Origin of the sequence: Flavobacterium azizsancarii, from assembly GCF_027980145.1 — a bacterium.
Classification (GTDB): domain Bacteria; phylum Bacteroidota; class Bacteroidia; order Flavobacteriales; family Flavobacteriaceae; genus Flavobacterium; species Flavobacterium azizsancarii.
The window spans coordinates 53,086-69,199 of record NZ_JAMZNK010000011.1; the positions used below are offsets into that span (position 1 = coordinate 53,086).

Annotated in this window: 15 protein-coding genes; 7 read left to right on the forward strand and 8 right to left on the reverse strand. The window is 30.3% G+C overall.

What is annotated here, in order from left to right:
- Positions 1 to 63: 63 nt before the first annotated feature.
- Complete coding sequence (locus NJT12_RS09140; protein WP_271335585.1) at positions 64 to 1,218, reverse strand: acyltransferase family protein; 1,155 nt, start codon at positions 1,216 to 1,218, stop codon at positions 64 to 66.
- A gap of 224 nt (positions 1,219 to 1,442) precedes the next feature.
- Positions 1,443 to 2,399 carry a WaaS/CpsH family glycosyltransferase gene (locus NJT12_RS09145; RefSeq protein ID WP_271335586.1) on the reverse strand — a complete coding sequence of 319 codons (957 nt, stop codon included), beginning with the start codon at positions 2,397 to 2,399 and terminating at the stop codon, positions 1,443 to 1,445.
- Positions 2,400 to 3,055: 656 nt separating this feature from the next.
- Here NJT12_RS09145 and NJT12_RS09150 point away from each other — a divergent pair.
- Positions 3,056 to 3,820, forward strand: coding sequence for a Kdo domain containing protein (locus tag NJT12_RS09150; RefSeq protein WP_271335587.1), 765 nt, complete (start codon positions 3,056 to 3,058; stop codon positions 3,818 to 3,820).
- An 84-nt stretch (positions 3,821 to 3,904) separates the two neighbouring features.
- Here the strand turns inward: NJT12_RS09150 and NJT12_RS09155 are convergent, their stop codons facing one another.
- Positions 3,905 to 4,969, reverse strand: coding sequence for a glycosyltransferase family 9 protein (locus NJT12_RS09155; protein ID WP_271335588.1), 1,065 nt, complete (start codon positions 4,967 to 4,969; stop codon positions 3,905 to 3,907).
- A 117-nt stretch (positions 4,970 to 5,086) separates the two neighbouring features.
- Between NJT12_RS09155 and NJT12_RS09160 the strand changes: the two genes are divergently transcribed.
- A complete protein-coding gene (locus tag NJT12_RS09160; RefSeq protein WP_271335589.1) occupies positions 5,087 to 5,833 on the forward strand; it encodes a glycosyltransferase family 2 protein in 747 nt (248 codons plus the stop codon).
- 128 nt (positions 5,834 to 5,961) lie between these two features.
- Here the strand turns inward: NJT12_RS09160 and NJT12_RS09165 are convergent, their stop codons facing one another.
- Together NJT12_RS09165 and NJT12_RS09170 are read right to left on the reverse strand one after the other, a co-directional pair.
- Positions 5,962 to 7,029 carry a glycosyltransferase family 9 protein gene (locus tag NJT12_RS09165; protein ID WP_271335590.1) on the reverse strand — a complete coding sequence of 356 codons (1,068 nt, stop codon included), beginning with the start codon at positions 7,027 to 7,029 and terminating at the stop codon, positions 5,962 to 5,964.
- Positions 7,030 to 7,097: 68 nt separating this feature from the next.
- Complete coding sequence (locus NJT12_RS09170) at positions 7,098 to 7,865, reverse strand: glycosyltransferase (RefSeq protein ID WP_271335591.1); 768 nt, start codon at positions 7,863 to 7,865, stop codon at positions 7,098 to 7,100.
- A gap of 45 nt (positions 7,866 to 7,910) precedes the next feature.
- Between NJT12_RS09170 and NJT12_RS09175 the strand changes: the two genes are divergently transcribed.
- Complete coding sequence (locus tag NJT12_RS09175) at positions 7,911 to 8,633, forward strand: polysaccharide deacetylase family protein (protein ID WP_271335592.1); 723 nt, start codon at positions 7,911 to 7,913, stop codon at positions 8,631 to 8,633.
- Here the strand turns inward: NJT12_RS09175 and NJT12_RS09180 are convergent.
- On the reverse strand, positions 8,625 to 9,374 hold the full coding sequence (locus tag NJT12_RS09180) for a glycosyltransferase family 2 protein (protein ID WP_271335593.1): 750 nt from the start codon (positions 9,372 to 9,374) through the stop codon (positions 8,625 to 8,627). The genes NJT12_RS09175 and NJT12_RS09180 overlap by 9 nt on opposite strands.
- 185 nt (positions 9,375 to 9,559) lie before the next feature.
- Positions 9,560 to 10,375: a 2,3,4,5-tetrahydropyridine-2,6-dicarboxylate N-succinyltransferase gene (locus NJT12_RS09185; protein ID WP_271335594.1), complete on the reverse strand. Its 816-nt coding sequence runs from the start codon at positions 10,373 to 10,375 to the stop codon at positions 9,560 to 9,562.
- A 293-nt stretch (positions 10,376 to 10,668) separates the two neighbouring features.
- Here NJT12_RS09185 and NJT12_RS09190 point away from each other — a divergent pair, with 293 nt between their 5' ends.
- On the forward strand, positions 10,669 to 11,307 hold the full coding sequence (locus NJT12_RS09190; RefSeq protein WP_271335595.1) for a PAS domain-containing protein: 639 nt from the start codon (positions 10,669 to 10,671) through the stop codon (positions 11,305 to 11,307).
- 69 nt (positions 11,308 to 11,376) lie between these two features.
- Here NJT12_RS09190 and NJT12_RS09195 read toward each other — a convergent pair whose 3' ends face one another.
- Complete coding sequence (locus NJT12_RS09195; protein WP_271335596.1) at positions 11,377 to 13,245, reverse strand: LTA synthase family protein; 1,869 nt, start codon at positions 13,243 to 13,245, stop codon at positions 11,377 to 11,379.
- Between the two features lie 327 nt (positions 13,246 to 13,572).
- Here NJT12_RS09195 and NJT12_RS09200 point away from each other — a divergent pair, with 327 nt between their 5' ends.
- From NJT12_RS09200 to NJT12_RS09210, 3 genes are all read left to right on the forward strand, one after another.
- Positions 13,573 to 13,725 carry a hypothetical protein gene (locus NJT12_RS09200; RefSeq protein WP_271335597.1) on the forward strand — a complete coding sequence of 51 codons (153 nt, stop codon included), beginning with the start codon at positions 13,573 to 13,575 and terminating at the stop codon, positions 13,723 to 13,725.
- A gap of 314 nt (positions 13,726 to 14,039) precedes the next feature.
- The gene (gene ruvX, locus NJT12_RS09205; RefSeq protein ID WP_271335598.1) at positions 14,040 to 14,456 is read left to right on the forward strand and encodes a Holliday junction resolvase RuvX; all 417 of its coding nucleotides are present in this window, start codon (positions 14,040 to 14,042) and stop codon (positions 14,454 to 14,456) included.
- 125 nt (positions 14,457 to 14,581) lie between these two features.
- Positions 14,582 to 16,078, forward strand: a complete 1,497-nt coding sequence (locus NJT12_RS09210) for a malate:quinone oxidoreductase (protein ID WP_271335600.1) — start codon at positions 14,582 to 14,584, stop codon at positions 16,076 to 16,078.
- Positions 16,079 to 16,114 lie beyond the last annotated feature (36 nt).

Sequence of the window (16,114 nt, forward strand, 5' to 3'; positions counted from 1 at the left end):
GCTGCAAAGGTATAAATAAAAAGAAGATGAATTATTTGTACCGCACGATCAAATAATCAGCTGTTATGTTTTTTTTGTTTTATTTCTCTTAGATATCGACATCAAGGGTAATTCGATATACTTAAAAGTAAGCTGACAAATCAGTATCAGAGGAAAAACAGAAGCTGTAATAACAAGCCAAAACTCAGTATTAGTTAGTGTTTTTGCTCTTTCAAGACCAATTATAAAATAGAATATTATGAATAATAAAATACCGTGCAACAGATACAAACTGTATGTTATTTGTCCGAATTTGCGTGAAAAAGCACTTGATAAAATACCAAAGAAGTTATTTCCTGAAGCAATAATCAAAAATACAACGGATGATATTACAATCTGAATTGGTTTTCTGCCACCATTGAAAAAGTAGACTGAAATTGATAATAGAAGTATAGCCAGAAGAGTATATTTTTTCTGCTTTAAGATCCCTTCAAACTTTTTAGTATTGAGTAAGATGGCAACAATTATACCGCCTACAAAAGGCATGAAATGTCTCAAAGACGATTTGTTAATGATCATGATTACTGCGGCCGCAGCCGTAAAAGCCAATACAGCTTTTAGATTTACTTTTATTTTAAACCATAAAGCAATAAGCGGTAACAAAAAGTAAAACGTCCATTCGTAAGGTAATGTCCAGGTTATTCCGGAATTCAGTATAAAGGTATCTTCTAATCCGTTTAGGTTTGAATTTTTGCTCACGTTAAAAAACAACCACGAAAGTGTACTTTTTAAGTTTTCGATAAACGGAACCCTTATTGTAAACTGGGTCAAATAGGCAACTAAAAAAAAGATGATAATTACCGAGAAAAAATACATTGGAAAAAGTCTGAAAAACCTTGATTTAAGATAGTCTGACCAATCGATTACCCCAGTTTTATTATTGAATAATTTAGTAGTAAATAAAAAGGCAGTAATTATAAAAAAGAAAACAACAGTCGTTTCTCCAAATTGATTAAATAAGTTCGATGCAGGATCTTCCCAGTTTTTAGTTTTTAAAAATACCTGCCATATGTAACTGTGATGCAAGAAAACGAAAAAGGCTAAATATCCTCTCAATCCGTCAATTTCAGGATATCGAATTTCACTTAAATCAGTTTTTATAAGCCTGTTTACAAGTAAAACAGATATAATCAGCACAACTAATATAGGAAGCAGAAAGACGTAAATGGTAAAATTCATTTTTTATGTGATTGAATAGCACCATGCTACCATTGTTTTTAAAATAGTTTAGTGGTATTTAAATTTTTTGCAAACATACTGAATGATACATATAATTGAAACAATATGATTGTAAAAGTGATGTTTTTGTAGTGAACAAATTATTAATGAAATCTTAAATAGATTCGATGATTCGGCAAAATACTTTTCAGCAGATTTAATTGCGGGAAGTTATTTTTAGAATCTTATTTTTTGAGAATAATGTTATCGACCCAACCTTCTAAAGTGTATTTATAAAAAATGTGATCAGGGATCTTCTCATATTCATTTTCGAAAAAATCTACCGGTATAACAGGATTTTTTTCGTCTATTATAAGGATGTTATTAGGATTGTAAAAATCGTAAGTTTTTATATCAGAATTCGTTGTAATTAATTTTTTTTCTAACCCCAAACTTTCAAAAACCCTGAATGTTAAGCCAATCTGACCAATTCTGTTGATGTCTAATAATACTTTTGAACGGTTTATATAATCGTTGACTTCAGACAAAGGCATATGTTTGTTGATATACGTAATAGTAGAATCTGTTGGCTTGTGTTTTTTATCATAAATAATAAATTTAAAATTTATTTCTTTAGATTTTAATTCCGCTGCTATTCGTTCTAATATAGGTAACCTTTTATCAATAGAGCTAATATTGAAAACATCAAACTCAAAAGTATTATTCTCGTTTAAAGGCAGATTTTTATTGTAAATCCAGTTAGGGGCAAATTTTAGATTAAAGTTTTCGCAATCGTCTTTTTCGAACGAATAAACTTCATCAAAGCAATGTAAGACTCTTTTGATTTTATGACAACGATAAATATTATCATTAAAAAAGCCTACAGATTTTTTAGTATATTTCTTAAATTCAACAATGCTTTCAGGATCAATAAAATCCCCTTTTATAGTCAGGATAACATCCTGGATTTCTTTGTTTTCTTGTAATTGCTTTATAATTTCTTTTCCATAATGCAAGTGTTTTAAGTTCGTTTTAAAGAACGCCTTTAGTATAAAATTATAAGCTTTATGTAATACAGATGGATATTTATACTTAAAAACATTAAAATCGATATGCTTTACAGTATGACCTTGTTTCTCGAGAGTTGAAGCAATATTTGTATTGAGTCCCCAATTATCGAGGCTTATTAAGGTAATATTCATTTGATATTTTATTATAAAGTTGTGGCGAAATTAGTAAATAAATAGCAATTATATTTGCTTTCATTATCTTATACGCAGATCCGGATAGCGATGATAGATTTATATGTCCCGACGTCATTGATATACAAGTTAAGAATTATCTAATATAGATGAGTGATTTTAGTAATAGATTGACTTTGTTAGACAATTCGTTAATGGCGCCTGGTATATGTTTTTCAGAAGTACTTGGCATTTTTAAATGATGGAGAAACATTGGTTTTTGATAGATTATGAGCCTTATTATCCCATTTTTATTTTATTAAAGAAATAAGAGATAAGTAGTTATAGACCTTTTTCTAAAACGATATTATGGATCAAATAAGATTATTTTAAATTTATTTTATTTGAGATTAAACCTTTTTGCTTTCTGAAAGTCTTAATACGAAACATATATGTTTCGTATTAATTTGTTGCAGTCGATACAAAAGAATAAGCTTCTTTTTTGTTGAAAGTCAGGCGTTTTTTTGCTGAATTATATGTTTTGATCTGTTAAAATAAATAAACCCCAAATCCGGTAAATTAGTGTAGTTATTACAGTTAAATTCTTATGAATTGATAATATTAATTTGAAGTGTTGTATTCTATGCGTATTTTTGTCGTTTATAAAAAAAAAGTAAATGAATTTTAAAGTAAATCCCATTTTTATCAAAAGCAGTTCGTCTATTCAGAATATTATTGAATCGTTTAGTGATTCAGGTACTATTTTTGGCGATGGACAACGTAATATTATAAAGTTATTTGATTTTGATGGAAAAACAATTAATATTAAATCATTTAAAATTCCCAACTTAGTAAATAAGATTGCCTATAACTATTTTAGAAAATCTAAAGCAAGACGATCTTTCGAATATGCTACAATTTTGTTAGAGAAAGGCATAGGTACACCACAGCCAATAGCATATCTTGAAAATTTTAATTGGTTAGGTTTGCGAGACAGTTATTATGCAAGCGAACATTTAGTTACTGAATTAACGTATAGAGAATTGGTAGAAATTCCGGACTATCCGGATCACGAGAATATATTAAGACAATTTACAAGATTTAGTTTTGAACTTCACGAAAAAGGAATTGAGTTTCTCGATCATTCACCGGGAAATACACTGATTAAAAAGAAAGCCGATGGAAATTATAAATTCTTTTTGGTCGATTTAAACCGAATGGTATTTCATAAGTCGATGACTTTTGAAATGAGAATGAAAAATTTGTGTCGTTTAACTCCTTTAAAGGAAATGGTTGCAATAATGAGCAATGAGTATTCTAAATTATACGGAGAATCTGAGCAAAAAACATATGATACTTTATGGAAATTTACTGCTGATTTTCAGGAGCAATTTTATAGAAAGAGACGTTTGAAGAAGAAACTTAAATTCTGGAAAAAATAATAATAAAAAAAGGATAAAAAACATAAGTGAAAATGTTTTTTATCCTTTTTTTATTTGTCTTTCAGTACCAATAATCTGAACGCTTTAGTTTTTATATTCCTTGAAATAAGTTTCTAATTTTTCGAGCATCAGAGGCAAAGGATATTCAGCATAAAAGTCAAAAGTATGCTCTTTGATATATTGCTCGGTATGTTGTTCATATATTTCAGGTTTTAAATCTTTTAAGTGAATAGAAGCGTTTTTTGCTTCATTTTCAAATAATTGCCATGTTTCCTTTCTAACCGAAGGAGTAAATATTGAGAAAGTAGGAATATCAAGTGCTTTTGCCATATTTACAGCTCCGCCTTCGTTGCCTATCAACATTTCGCATTGCGAAAGTAAAGCTAAAAACGGCCTTAGCTCAGTACAATATAAATCAAACACAATATGTTTTTTGGTTTCTTCAGAACAATAATTATATACTTCCAGAGCTTGTTCTTTTTGATTCGGAATATAATTAAAGATTATAGTGGCGTTAGTTTTGGTTACTGTAAAATCAATAATTTTTGCCATTCCTTCTAATGGATAGGTTTTGTAAACTTCACTTCCTAAAATTCCAAACATAATCAGCGGCTTTTCAGCATCTATATTATGGCTCTTTAAAAGTTGTTTTGCTTCGTTAATTTCGGATTCTTTTAGGAATATTTTGGGTTTTACATCAGTAATTTTTTCTGAAATAAAAGGCCTAAGAAGCAGTAATCTGTTTTCGATTGCAAGTCCGTGTTCAGATGCGATAGCGTCAAAACGTTCGTAGGTGTAATTGTAAAATATTTTGGTATACCATTTATGATATGAAACTTTATATTTTGCCCCGGAAAATGCGGTGATTAAGTTGGTTTCTAATTTCGAGTATACATCAATTACGGCATTGTATTTTTTTCTGCGTATTTCAAAAATAAATTTGAATAAAGAAGGATAAGATTTTCGGATCTTATTTGACAGCGGAATTATGTTGTCAATATTAGGATTTTCTAACAGCACATCGACAGAATTTGGATAGCACATATAGTCTATCACCGCGTCAGGAAACTTGGTTTTTAAGTTATTACAGATTATTGTACTGGTTAATACGTCTCCAATTCTTTTTTGCTGAATGACTAATATTCTCATTTATTTTAAATTCAATTTTAAGCACAAAACTACAAACTATTTTATGAAAAGAGGGATTTTAATGACATTAAACTAAATAAAAGGATTATTTTTGTAGTCAATACATAAAATTTTGCAATGGATATAAGTGGCCTGGTTATTACTTACAACGAAGAAAAAAATATAGGAGAATGCATCGATGCTTTACTGAAAATTTGTAACGAAGTTATTATAGTAGATTCTTTTAGTCGGGATCGTACAGTTGAAATTGCTAAAGCAAAAGGAGCAATAGTTCTTCAGCAAGATTTTTTAGGAGACGGTCCACAACGTACACATGGCATCCCGTATTGTAAAAATGACTGGATTTTGAATCTTGATGCTGATGAGTTTTTGGATAAAGATGCAGAAGATTTTATAGTAAACAAAAAATACCTTGAAGGAAATCATGATGCTTTTAGTTTTAGGGTAAAAAACTTTTTGGCTGATAAACTAATTGATTTCTCAGGATGGTATCCGGATCATAAAGTTCGTTTTTTTAATAAGCAAACAGCTCATCCTTCAGAAGCAATAGTGCATCAAAAAATAGTATCACAAAATGAGAAAAGAGTACCAGTACATATATTACATTATGGTTGGGATTCTTTAGATCAGATTATTGCTAAAAAAAATCAATACTCCGGTTGGCATGCACAACAATTATTTGATAATAATAGAAGAGTAAATTCTTTTAAGCCTATTCTAAACGGAACAGTTTCTTTTGTTCGCTGCTATTTTTTCAAGAAAGGTATCTTTAATGGTTTAGACGGATTGTCAATTGCAATGATTCAGGCATTCTTTTCTTATATGAAATATGCAAAGCTTTTAAAACTTCAAAAAAAGAAATAAAAAGAAATAAAAAGAAATAAAAAGAAATAAAAAGAAATAAATAGAAAAGGCAGGATAGAAAACTATTCTGCCTTTCTTAATTTTATAATAGTAATTATTTTGATCTAAAATAATTAAGTTATTTCATTTTATTGATGCTGATTTAAGAAAAAGTTAAGTTTATCTTTAAAAAGTTCAGGATTGAATTCGTTGTACAAAGAAGATATAATTGTTTTTATTTCTTTAGTTGCAAGTCCATTTATTGATTCAGGTTTGTAATCGCTGAGATGTACAGAGATGTTTTGTAAGCCATCTTCAAAAGTAGCCCAATCTTTTTTATCAACATGTGGAGAGAAAATTGTAAATGAAGGTTTACCCAGTGCTTTTGCCATATTTACAGCACCTCCGTCGTTTCCTATGATAAAATCACACTGATCCATTATAGCAATAAATGATCTTACATCATTACCAAGTAAGTCAAATGACACTTTTTCCTGAGTACTTTTTGAGCATAAATCAAGTATCTTTTTAGCCTCTTCAATTTGGCTGGGGAAATAATTAAAAAGAATATCAATGTCTCTGTTATCGGCTACAAAGTCGATAACCCTTGCCATATATTCAGAAGGATAGGTTTTTGATTTTTCGCTTCCTAATAAACTGATCATTACAATTTTTTTGTCGCTGCTTATTTTATGCTCAGCAAAAAGGGCAGTAGTGTCCTGGTTTTCTTTTAGACTTACAAATAATTTTGGATGAGGGTCTATTGTTTTGTCATCAAGTTTTAGCGGATTTAATAATAAAAGCCGATTGTCTATCGCTTGTCCGTATTTTGCAGGTTCCTCTTTTTGTAGTCGCTTTATATTGTGGTTATAAAGTAGGGCAGAGTACCATTTATAATAAGATATTTTAGTTTTCGAACCAGAAAACAGGGTAATTAGATTGGTTTCTAATTTTCCGTAAATGTCAATTAATACATCGTATTTTTGAGATCTGATTTCAAAGAAAAACTTAAATAAGGATAAATACGATTTACGGGTTTTTTCCGGAAGTATAATTACAGAATCTATATTTGGATTGCCAATTAAAACATCTTTGCAATGAGCATAACACATAAAATCTATAACAGAATCCGGATATTGTTTTTTAAGAGAATTACATAAAATACTGCTTACGAGAACATCGCCAATTCTTTTTTGCTGTATAACTAATATTTTCATTTATAAATAGAGTTTATAGGACGTGATAATCTGGAGTTTTAATTTTTATAGAGAAACAATCTAAAAAATTAATCCATATTGCGATATAATAACCATAGCATAAAGTATCGTTTTAAAACAGAAAAAGAACTTATGTAAGCTAGAATGAATCCTTCCCGACCATTTATAAATCCTAATTTCAGGAAATATTGATTGATAAAAAGAAAAAAGGGCTTCATGAAAAAATGATAAATATTTGGTTTTTTATTTTTTTGAAACAAAACCAAAGCTTCTTCTTTTCTAATTAAATTTAGTCTGCTATTAAAGTCTTCAAAATTTTTATATGAAAAAGAATTTATCTTGTTCTTGAAAAGTGTGAGTTTTTTAGGCGGGTAACGATTAAAAACTTCTGAGTAAGAGAATCTTGTTTTATCAAAAAGTAAAAGTTTCTTTTTGTTTAAAAACACACCATATTTTATGGTTTTGCCAAAGAAAAATAAAGTTTGTCCGGCAAAATAAGACGAAGCAGTTTTTTGCTTATGAGCTTCTGTAGTTAATTCGTTTATAAGTTCTTCAGACAGATAATCAGTAGTGTTAATTACTATTACCCAATTGTTTTTCAGAGAATCAATTGTCGATTTTATAATATCGGCTCTTTTGGTATCTTTTTGATGAAGTATAGTTACTCCTAATTCCTCTGCAATCAAAACACTTTTATCAGTGCTGTTATTATCGATTAAAATAATCTCATCAGCAAACGATAAATTATCAATATGCTTTTTTATATAGATCTCATCATTAAAGCAAAGTGAGATCACGCTTATGTTTTTGATTGACACGATTTCTGATTTTTTCATCAAAAATAATCTTAAAATAAATAACTTTGTTGAAAATTAATTAAAATGTCCAAATTACCAATTTTAATGTATCATAACGTATGTCAATCTGAATCAGGTAGTAATAAGTTGACAATTTCGGTACATAATTTAGAAAGACAATTTCAATATCTGACAGATAACAGTTATAAAACGTTTCATTTTTCTGAGCTGGAGAAAATGAAAACCATTCCTGAAAAAAGTATTATCCTGACATTTGATGATGTTACAGAAAATCAGTTGATTTATGCTTTGCCTTTATTGGAAAAATTCAAACTAAAAGCCAGTTTTTTTATTCCTTTCAAGTGCATAGCGAAAACTGATTTATGGAATGAAAGTACAGAAGAACCGCAAAAAATTATGACGATTGAGCAATTAAAAAAATTGCCAACAGATATAATCGAATTGGGTTATCATTCTTATGAGCACAATAAATACCAAATGTTAAGTCCTGCACAAATACAAAATGATTTTTTGAAATGCGAAGAAGAAATTAAAAATCATAATCTTACTGTATATCCTGCGCTCGCTTATCCTTACGGAAATTACCCTAAAGAAAGTGCTGACAAAGCAAACTTCAAGATATTGCTTAGTGAAAACAAGATGAAATTTGGATTAAAGATTGGTAATCGCCCAAATAGATTTCCGTTTAAGGATAATTATGAGATAAAACGCATAGACATTAAAGGTTTGGATAATTTAGTAGTTTTTCGATTGAAAATAAAATTCGGTAAATTAAAATTATTCTAACTTTTTTTCCAGTAATATTATCTTGGCATATCTGGAGAAAACACCATAAGCATCGATTGCAGCCGCTGCTAATCCGGGAACTCCGTCAAGGTAAACTCTCTTTATAAAATAAGTATGAAAAAAACGATAGAAAGGTTTGAACATCAATAAAAACAGAGTTGCTTTTTTTCCTTTTTCAAATGACATTTGTGCCTGAAACCAAGCATATTTATCTTTTTTGCTTATAAAATGAAATAGGTTTTTATAAGTATAATGAATCATATGATTTTTTAATACAGGAGGTTTTGATTTTAGGACCAATTTTTCATGTACTTCATTTTCAAAACGAATATTATCGTTTTTAATCAAACGTGTTACTTTATCAGTATAATGAAATAAGAAACGATCCATAAAAAAGTGAGGAAACCAAATTCTGAAAGCATCACAATTGTTCAGGTTAATACAGTCCAGGATCTCATGTTTAAGTTTTTCAGAAACCCTTTCGTCAGCATCGAGAAATAAAACCCATTCTCCGGTTGCAGATTCAATAGCATGATTTCTTTGATTGCTATAATTGTCAAATTTTCTAAAAATAAGTGTTGCTCCCAGATTTGAAACAATTTCGGCAGTAGCATCGGTACTATTTGAATCTAAAACAATTATTTCGTCAGCAAATTCAACAGATCGAATAGCGTCGGCGATGTAGAATTCTTCATTGTAAGTTAATATAATTACAGATAATTTTTTACCTTCTTTAAACATGAGCAGTAGTTTAGAATTCTATTTTTTTTCCTTTTTTCTCTTTCTTCTTTTGATTAAATATTTGGCTTGTAAAAACGATGCAATAGTATACTTTTTTTTCCTGATTTTGAACAAAAAAAATCCATTCTTTCTAATAATAAGAAAGAATGGATTTTTTAATTTTTTTTATGTAAGATTATATCACATTACACTGCTACATCATATTCGCGAAGTGCGTTATTTAATGAAGTTTTAAGATCTGTAGATGCTTTACGAGTACCAATGATTAAAGCACATGGAACCTGAAATTCACCTGCAGCGAATTTTTTAGTATAACTTCCAGGGATTACAACTGAACGTGCAGGAACAAAACCTTTCATTTCAACAGGTTCGTCACCAGTTACATCGATAATTTTTGTTGAAGCAGTCAAACAAACGTTAGCACCAAGAACAGCTTCTTTACCAACATGAACTCCTTCTACAACAATACAACGAGAACCAATAAAAGCACCATCTTCAATAATTACCGGAGCAGCCTGCAAAGGTTCTAAAACCCCGCCAATACCAACACCACCGCTTAAGTGAACATTTTTACCAATTTGTGCACAACTACCAACAGTTGCCCAAGTGTCAACCATTGTTCCTTCGTCTACATAAGCACCAATGTTTACATAACTTGGCATCAAAATTACGCCACTTGAAATATAAGCTCCGTAACGTGCAACAGCGTTAGGTACAACACGAATTCCTTTTTCAGCATATCCTCTTTTTAGCAACATTTTGTCGTGATATTCGAAAATACCAGATTCCCATGTTTCCATTTTTTGAATTGGGAAATACATTACAACAGCTTTCTTTACCCATTCGTTTACTTGCCACTTGTCACCAACCGGTTCAGCACAACGTAATTTTCCTGCATCAACCAATTCGATTACTTCTCTAATGGCATCAGTTGTAGTAGTTTCTTGTAGTAAAGCTCTGTTTTCCCAAGCTTGTTCAATTATAGTCTGTAAAGAATTCATAAGTTTTAATTTTTGGCAAAGATAACCTATTTGTGCAAATGCAAAAAAGTAAAACCTTTTGAAAATGTTACAGAACTAACATTTTGTTTTTAATTTGATAAATAAATTTTTGCTATCATACACAATTTTATGAACATAAAACTCCACAAAATGTTTTTTTAATGCCATAATATGACAAAAATCAGGTTTTGGTTTTTTTGTTCTAATTAATTTCGCATCACTAATTTTTTAACACACAACAGAGGAAATTAGTATGCATACCATTCCAAAAATAAACATATAAGCAGCAAGACATGAATCAGGAAAATCAGCCTCAGGGACCAAGAACTATTATCGATAAAGAAGTCTCATGGGACAAAACTCAGGTTATTATGAGTAAAACAAATGCATTTGGTATAATTGAGTATGCCAATGAGAATTTTGTTAATGTTTCAGGATATGAAGATTATGAATTAATGGGACAGCCACACAATATTATCCGCCACCCTGATATGCCAAGAGTCATTTTTAAAGTGCTTTGGGAAAATCTTAAAAAAGGAAAGAACTTTCATGCCATTGTAAAAAATTTAGCGAAGTCAGGAAGATACTATTGGGTAATTACTGATTTTGAAATCTCAGTAGATGAGAACGATGTGATTGTTAATTATTTTGGAAGAAGACAAGCTGTGCCACAAGAAGTTATAGCATTGCATATCGAACCACTTTATAAAAAATTGCTGCAGATTGAGGCAACAAGCGGAATTGAGTTTAGCGAAAAATACCTTATTGGTTTCTTAGAAGAAAGAAAGAGATCTTATGTTGAATATATTAAGGAACTAGTTTTTGAGCATGAAAGAGGGCAGGCGAAATTTGCTCAATATGAAGAAAAAGTAAATGCAGAAGAAGATGAGGAAGAAGAAAAAAGTTTCTTCAGAAGACTTTTTAATAGATAGAGTTTTTTTTTAAAAGTTTTGAATATTTGGATGAGTCCGTTTCGATTTCGAGGCGGATTTTTTTATGTATTAAAGAGCTAATTTATTATTGGTAGTTCGTTCATTAAAAGACTGGATATATGCTTTTAGGAATTTTTCATATTCCCTGACTCTCGATTTGTCTTGTTGCATTAGATTGTTTTTTAGTAAAAGGTCTTTTTTCCAATTGTACAAACCAATAGTTTGATTGTTTGCAAACACCAAATAATAATCATCTTGAATGTAATGATACGTTCCCTGAAGATAATATACAACAAAGTTTTCCGGCGATTTGTAGCTTTTTCCAAAACTAACCATTTCAGTTTTTATATTTAGATAATCCAAAATGCTTGGCATAACATCAATTTGCTGAAAGTTTTTTTCGTTTGCACCTGTAAACTCGGGATTTGAAGGATCAAAGAATAAAATAGGAATTCTGAATTTTCCAATATTTGTTTTGTCAATATCCAGATCTCCTCCAGAAGAAGTATGATCAGCAGAAATCACAAAAAGAGTATTATTGTACCAATTTTGTTTTTTTGCGGTTTTAAAAAATTCTCTTAATGCAAAATCAGTATAAGCGATGCTTTCCTGAATAGTTGTAGTGACTTTGGGAAGTTTTCCCTTAGATTTTTCTGGTATCGTATAAGGATTGTGCGAAGAAATTGTGAATAGGGAGCTGAAAAAGGGCTGTTTAAAAGAGGTGAGCTTTGTTGCGTAAAATTGTAAAAATTCTTCGTCAAAAATTCCCCAGGTTCCATCGAAAGCGGCCTTACCATCATATTGATTTTTACCAAAATAGTGTTCAAAACCTGCAATTTTTGCATATTGATCAAAGTTTTGACTGCCATTAAAAGCACCGTGAAAGAAAGAAGTATTATATCCTTCCTTCTTAAAAATTTTTGGCAGGCCATTTATTTTGTTCAATGAGAAACTAGATGAAATAAATGAATTATTCATTAAGCTCGGAATACTTGAAAGTAAAGACGGAACGGCATCTATGGATACTTTTCCGTTTGCAAATGCATTTTTAAAATAATAGGATTTTGTAATCAGGGAATCTAAAAAAGGAGTTTGTCCCCGCTCGATATTTTCATTACCAAAACTTTCTAAAATTAAAATAACTACATTTTTTTTAGTTGGAGGTTTGTCTGATTGTAATGAAATAACAGGATTGTAAATTGATTTTAATTCTTTTGCATTATAATAATTAACGTTGTCGATATCATCTTTTTTTGCGATCGTTTTTAAAATAGTAAACGGAGTATTTAAGACCAAAGCAGTATTACTTAAAGCCCCATATTTAATTCCGTCGACAATTTTTATAGATTTCTTTTGAAAACCTCCGCGTCCCATAATCAATAATATAGTTATTGAGATGATAAGAGCAGTGAATTTTATAAAATAATCACTTTTGGTTAAATGTTTAGTTAGTAGGTTTTTGCTTAGATCAGGTAGTAGTTTCCAAAATAATACACTGATAATTAAGAAAATAATGCCAATATACCAGAACTCTCTTAAAAATGAAGGGATTAGTCCAAGAACTTCATGTTCCATTCCTTTTGCAGTAATCATTTTATAAGTACTTCTTCTTCCTGTAAATCGATAATAGATAATATCAATAAAATTGGTTGCAATGAACATCAGATTAACGCAATAAAAACTTATTTTTAACATCAGTTGATAGCGAGTACTATACTTGAAATTACCGGGAACTATATGGGCAATAATAAACGGAATATTTAAATAACTAATAGCTGTAAAGTCAAATAAAAGACCGCCCAGAAAAGTTTGAGTCGTAAACGAATCAAATAAATTTAGATTTAAAAAATAGAATAAAAGTCTGGATAATTGGTAAATAGCAACAACTAAAAGAAATCTTTTTAAGAACAGAGTAATACATTTTTTATAATTATTCATGTAAGATTTAAAGTTGTATTTAGGCTTTAAATGATTTGAATAATTAATTTAAAACTGTAATAAAATTCATTGTAAAATAACTCGTATTTTTATTGAAAAGATTACCGGAAAAAAATATAATTATGATAAGATAAGACATATTTTTAAATCCTGATTTCAGGCAAAAAAAGAATAAAGAACCTGTATACTTTTCTTTGAATATTGAAAAATTAAAATGGTTATCTTTGTATTGTAAATGAAAGTATTACGGAAGCGATTAGATTAGAATTTCAGCCGGAGATAAAAGAAAGAGTACTAAAACTATTAAGTACATTCTCTTCAGATGAATTGAGGATTATTCAGGAAGATTCTGATTTTGAAAAGGATAAAAGAGAAGTGGAAGATGCATATGCTAAATTGAAAAGTGGCAATACTAAGTTGTATACTTTTGAAGAATTAGATGAAATTTTAGAAAAAACAATTTCAGGATATGAAAGTTAGTTTTACTACAGAATTTATGATAACACTTAATGATCAAGTTGCTTATATAGCTAAAGATGAACCAAAAGCTGCGAGAAAATTCAAAAATGATTTACTAAAAAAAAACTAAATAAAGATCTTGTAAATCCATTTCATTTTAAAAAATCACTGTATTTTAATCATAATAGCATTAGAGATTACGTCTTTAAAGGATATGTGGCAGTTTATGAAGTCCATATTGATCTTCAGGCAGTTTCTGTTTTTGCATTCATAAAATACAAAGATTCTCTTTAGTTTTATAGCTTTTCCTCCCTATCTTTGACAAAAAATACAAAATGCCAAGAATCCTCTCTATAGATTACGGACAAAAACGTACTGGAATTGCTGTTACTGATGAAATGCAGATCATAGCATCCGGTCTAACAACGATTCCAACAAATACTTTAATTGATTTTTTAAGGGATTATTTTTTGAAAGAAAAAGTAGAGACGGTTTTAATTGGGGAACCGAAACAAATGAACGGAGAGCCATCTGAAAGTGCCTCTGTAATTAAAGGTTTCGTAACTCATTTTTCTAATATTTTTCCGGATATGAAAGTGGTTCGTGTTGATGAACGTTTTACTTCAAAAATGGCATTTCAAACGATGATCGATAGCGGATTGAGTAAAAAGAAGCGTCAGGATAAAGGATTAATTGACGAAATTTCGGCAACAATTATGCTTCAGGATTATCTTTCTTCAAAACGTTTTTAGTTTTTTTCTCCTTCCGTCTTATAAAATCCTTTCTTTTTAGTAAAAACATAACTTTTATCATGTGTTTTTAGTTTTTTTTTGCAATTATAAAAAGTACCTTTGCACTTTAAAAACAAATTACTGTTATGCCTGACAATACAATACGTTCCAATAGTGAAGTAGTGCTTATTGGAGCTGGAATTATGAGCGCAACTCTTGGATTAATTTTAAAAGAGCTGCAACCGGATATAAAAATTGAAATTTACGAAAGATTAGATGTTGCTGCTGCCGAAAGCTCTGATGCTTGGAACAATGCAGGAACAGGACACTCCGCTTTTTGTGAGCTAAATTACACACCAGAAAAGGCAGATGGTAGTATTGATCCTAAAAAAGCAATAAGTATTGCAGAATCGTTTGAGATGTCCCGACAGTTCTGGTCCTACTTAGTGCAAGAAAAGAAAGTTCCCTCTCCTGATAATTTTATTAAAAGTGTTCCTCACATGAGTTTTGTTTGGGGAGAAAAAAACGTAGAATATCTTAAAAAGAGATTCGAAGCATTGCAAAGCAATCCAATTTTTTCTCAAATGGAATTTAGTTCTGATTTTGAAAAACTTAAAGAATGGATGCCGCTTGTAATGGAAGGCAGAGATGCCAACGAAAAATTAGCAGCAACCCATATGGAAATTGGTACAGATGTTAATTTTGGTGCCTTAACCAGAAGTATGTTTAATTATTTAGAAAAACTTGACGGTGTTTCTTTATTTTTTAATCATGAGGTAAAAAAATTAAAACAGCGTGAGGATAAATCTTGGAGAATAAAGATTACTGATTTAACAACTGATAAAACAAGAAAAGCATATACCAAATTTGTATTTATTGGAGCTGGTGGAGGTTCGTTGCCATTGCTTGAAAAAGCGAATGTTCCTGAAGGAAATGGTTACGGAGGTTTCCCGGTAAGCGGTCAGTGGTTAAAATGTACAAATCCTGAGGTAATTGCCAAACATCAGGCAAAAGTATACGGAAAAGCAAGTGTTGGAGCACCTCCAATGTCAGTTCCTCATATTGATACCCGTGTAATTGATGGCGAAAAAGCTTTGCTTTTTGGGCCTTTCGCAGGATTTTCGACTCGTTTCCTTAAAAATGGTTCTTATTTAGATTTACCATTATCTATAAAAGCAAATAATCTAATTCCGATGTTATCAGCGGGATTCCATAATATTCCATTAACAAGATATTTAATTGAGCAGGTTCGTCAATCTCCAAAAGACAGAATGACGGCTTTACGTGAATATTTGCCAACAGCAAGATCTAAAGACTGGAAACTCGAGAAAGCCGGACAACGTGTTCAGGTGATTAAAAAGGATGAGAAAGAAGGTGGGGTTTTAGAATTTGGTACAGAAGTTATCAATACGCATGACGGAACATTAGCGGTATTATTAGGAGCTTCTCCCGGAGCATCGACCGCAGTTGCGATTATGGTTGATTTAATTGGCAGATGTTTTACTGATCAGGCTAAAACACCGGAATGGCAAGCGAAAATGAAAACTATGATTCCTTCTTACGGACAAACTTTAAATGATAAACCGGAGCTTTTATCAGAGCTTAGAAAACATACTTCTGAAGTTTTGAAACTAAATAATTAAGCTCAGTTTTTATATAAAATAAATACAAATCCAGAT

What these genes read in the sequence shown, in the direction of transcription:
- NJT12_RS09140 (WP_271335585.1), bottom strand. Translation starts at nt 1,218, where the DNA reads ATGAATTTTACCATTTACGTCTTTCTGCTTCCTATATTAGTTGTGCTG.
- NJT12_RS09145 (WP_271335586.1), bottom strand. Translation starts at nt 2,399, where the DNA reads ATGAATATTACCTTAATAAGCCTCGATAATTGGGGACTCAATACAAAT.
- NJT12_RS09150 (WP_271335587.1), top strand. Translation starts at nt 3,056, where the DNA reads ATGAATTTTAAAGTAAATCCCATTTTTATCAAAAGCAGTTCGTCTATT.
- NJT12_RS09155 (WP_271335588.1), bottom strand. Translation starts at nt 4,969, where the DNA reads ATGAGAATATTAGTCATTCAGCAAAAAAGAATTGGAGACGTATTAACC.
- NJT12_RS09160 (WP_271335589.1), top strand. Translation starts at nt 5,087, where the DNA reads ATGGATATAAGTGGCCTGGTTATTACTTACAACGAAGAAAAAAATATA.
- NJT12_RS09165 (WP_271335590.1), bottom strand. Translation starts at nt 7,029, where the DNA reads ATGAAAATATTAGTTATACAGCAAAAAAGAATTGGCGATGTTCTCGTA.
- NJT12_RS09170 (WP_271335591.1), bottom strand. Translation starts at nt 7,865, where the DNA reads ATGAAAAAATCAGAAATCGTGTCAATCAAAAACATAAGCGTGATCTCA.
- NJT12_RS09175 (WP_271335592.1), top strand. Translation starts at nt 7,911, where the DNA reads ATGTCCAAATTACCAATTTTAATGTATCATAACGTATGTCAATCTGAA.
- NJT12_RS09180 (WP_271335593.1), bottom strand. Translation starts at nt 9,374, where the DNA reads ATGTTTAAAGAAGGTAAAAAATTATCTGTAATTATATTAACTTACAAT.
- NJT12_RS09185 (WP_271335594.1), bottom strand. Translation starts at nt 10,375, where the DNA reads ATGAATTCTTTACAGACTATAATTGAACAAGCTTGGGAAAACAGAGCT.
- NJT12_RS09190 (WP_271335595.1), top strand. Translation starts at nt 10,669, where the DNA reads ATGAATCAGGAAAATCAGCCTCAGGGACCAAGAACTATTATCGATAAA.
- NJT12_RS09195 (WP_271335596.1), bottom strand. Translation starts at nt 13,245, where the DNA reads ATGAATAATTATAAAAAATGTATTACTCTGTTCTTAAAAAGATTTCTT.
- ruvX (WP_271335598.1), top strand. Translation starts at nt 14,040, where the DNA reads ATGCCAAGAATCCTCTCTATAGATTACGGACAAAAACGTACTGGAATT.
- NJT12_RS09210 (WP_271335600.1), top strand. Translation starts at nt 14,582, where the DNA reads ATGCCTGACAATACAATACGTTCCAATAGTGAAGTAGTGCTTATTGGA.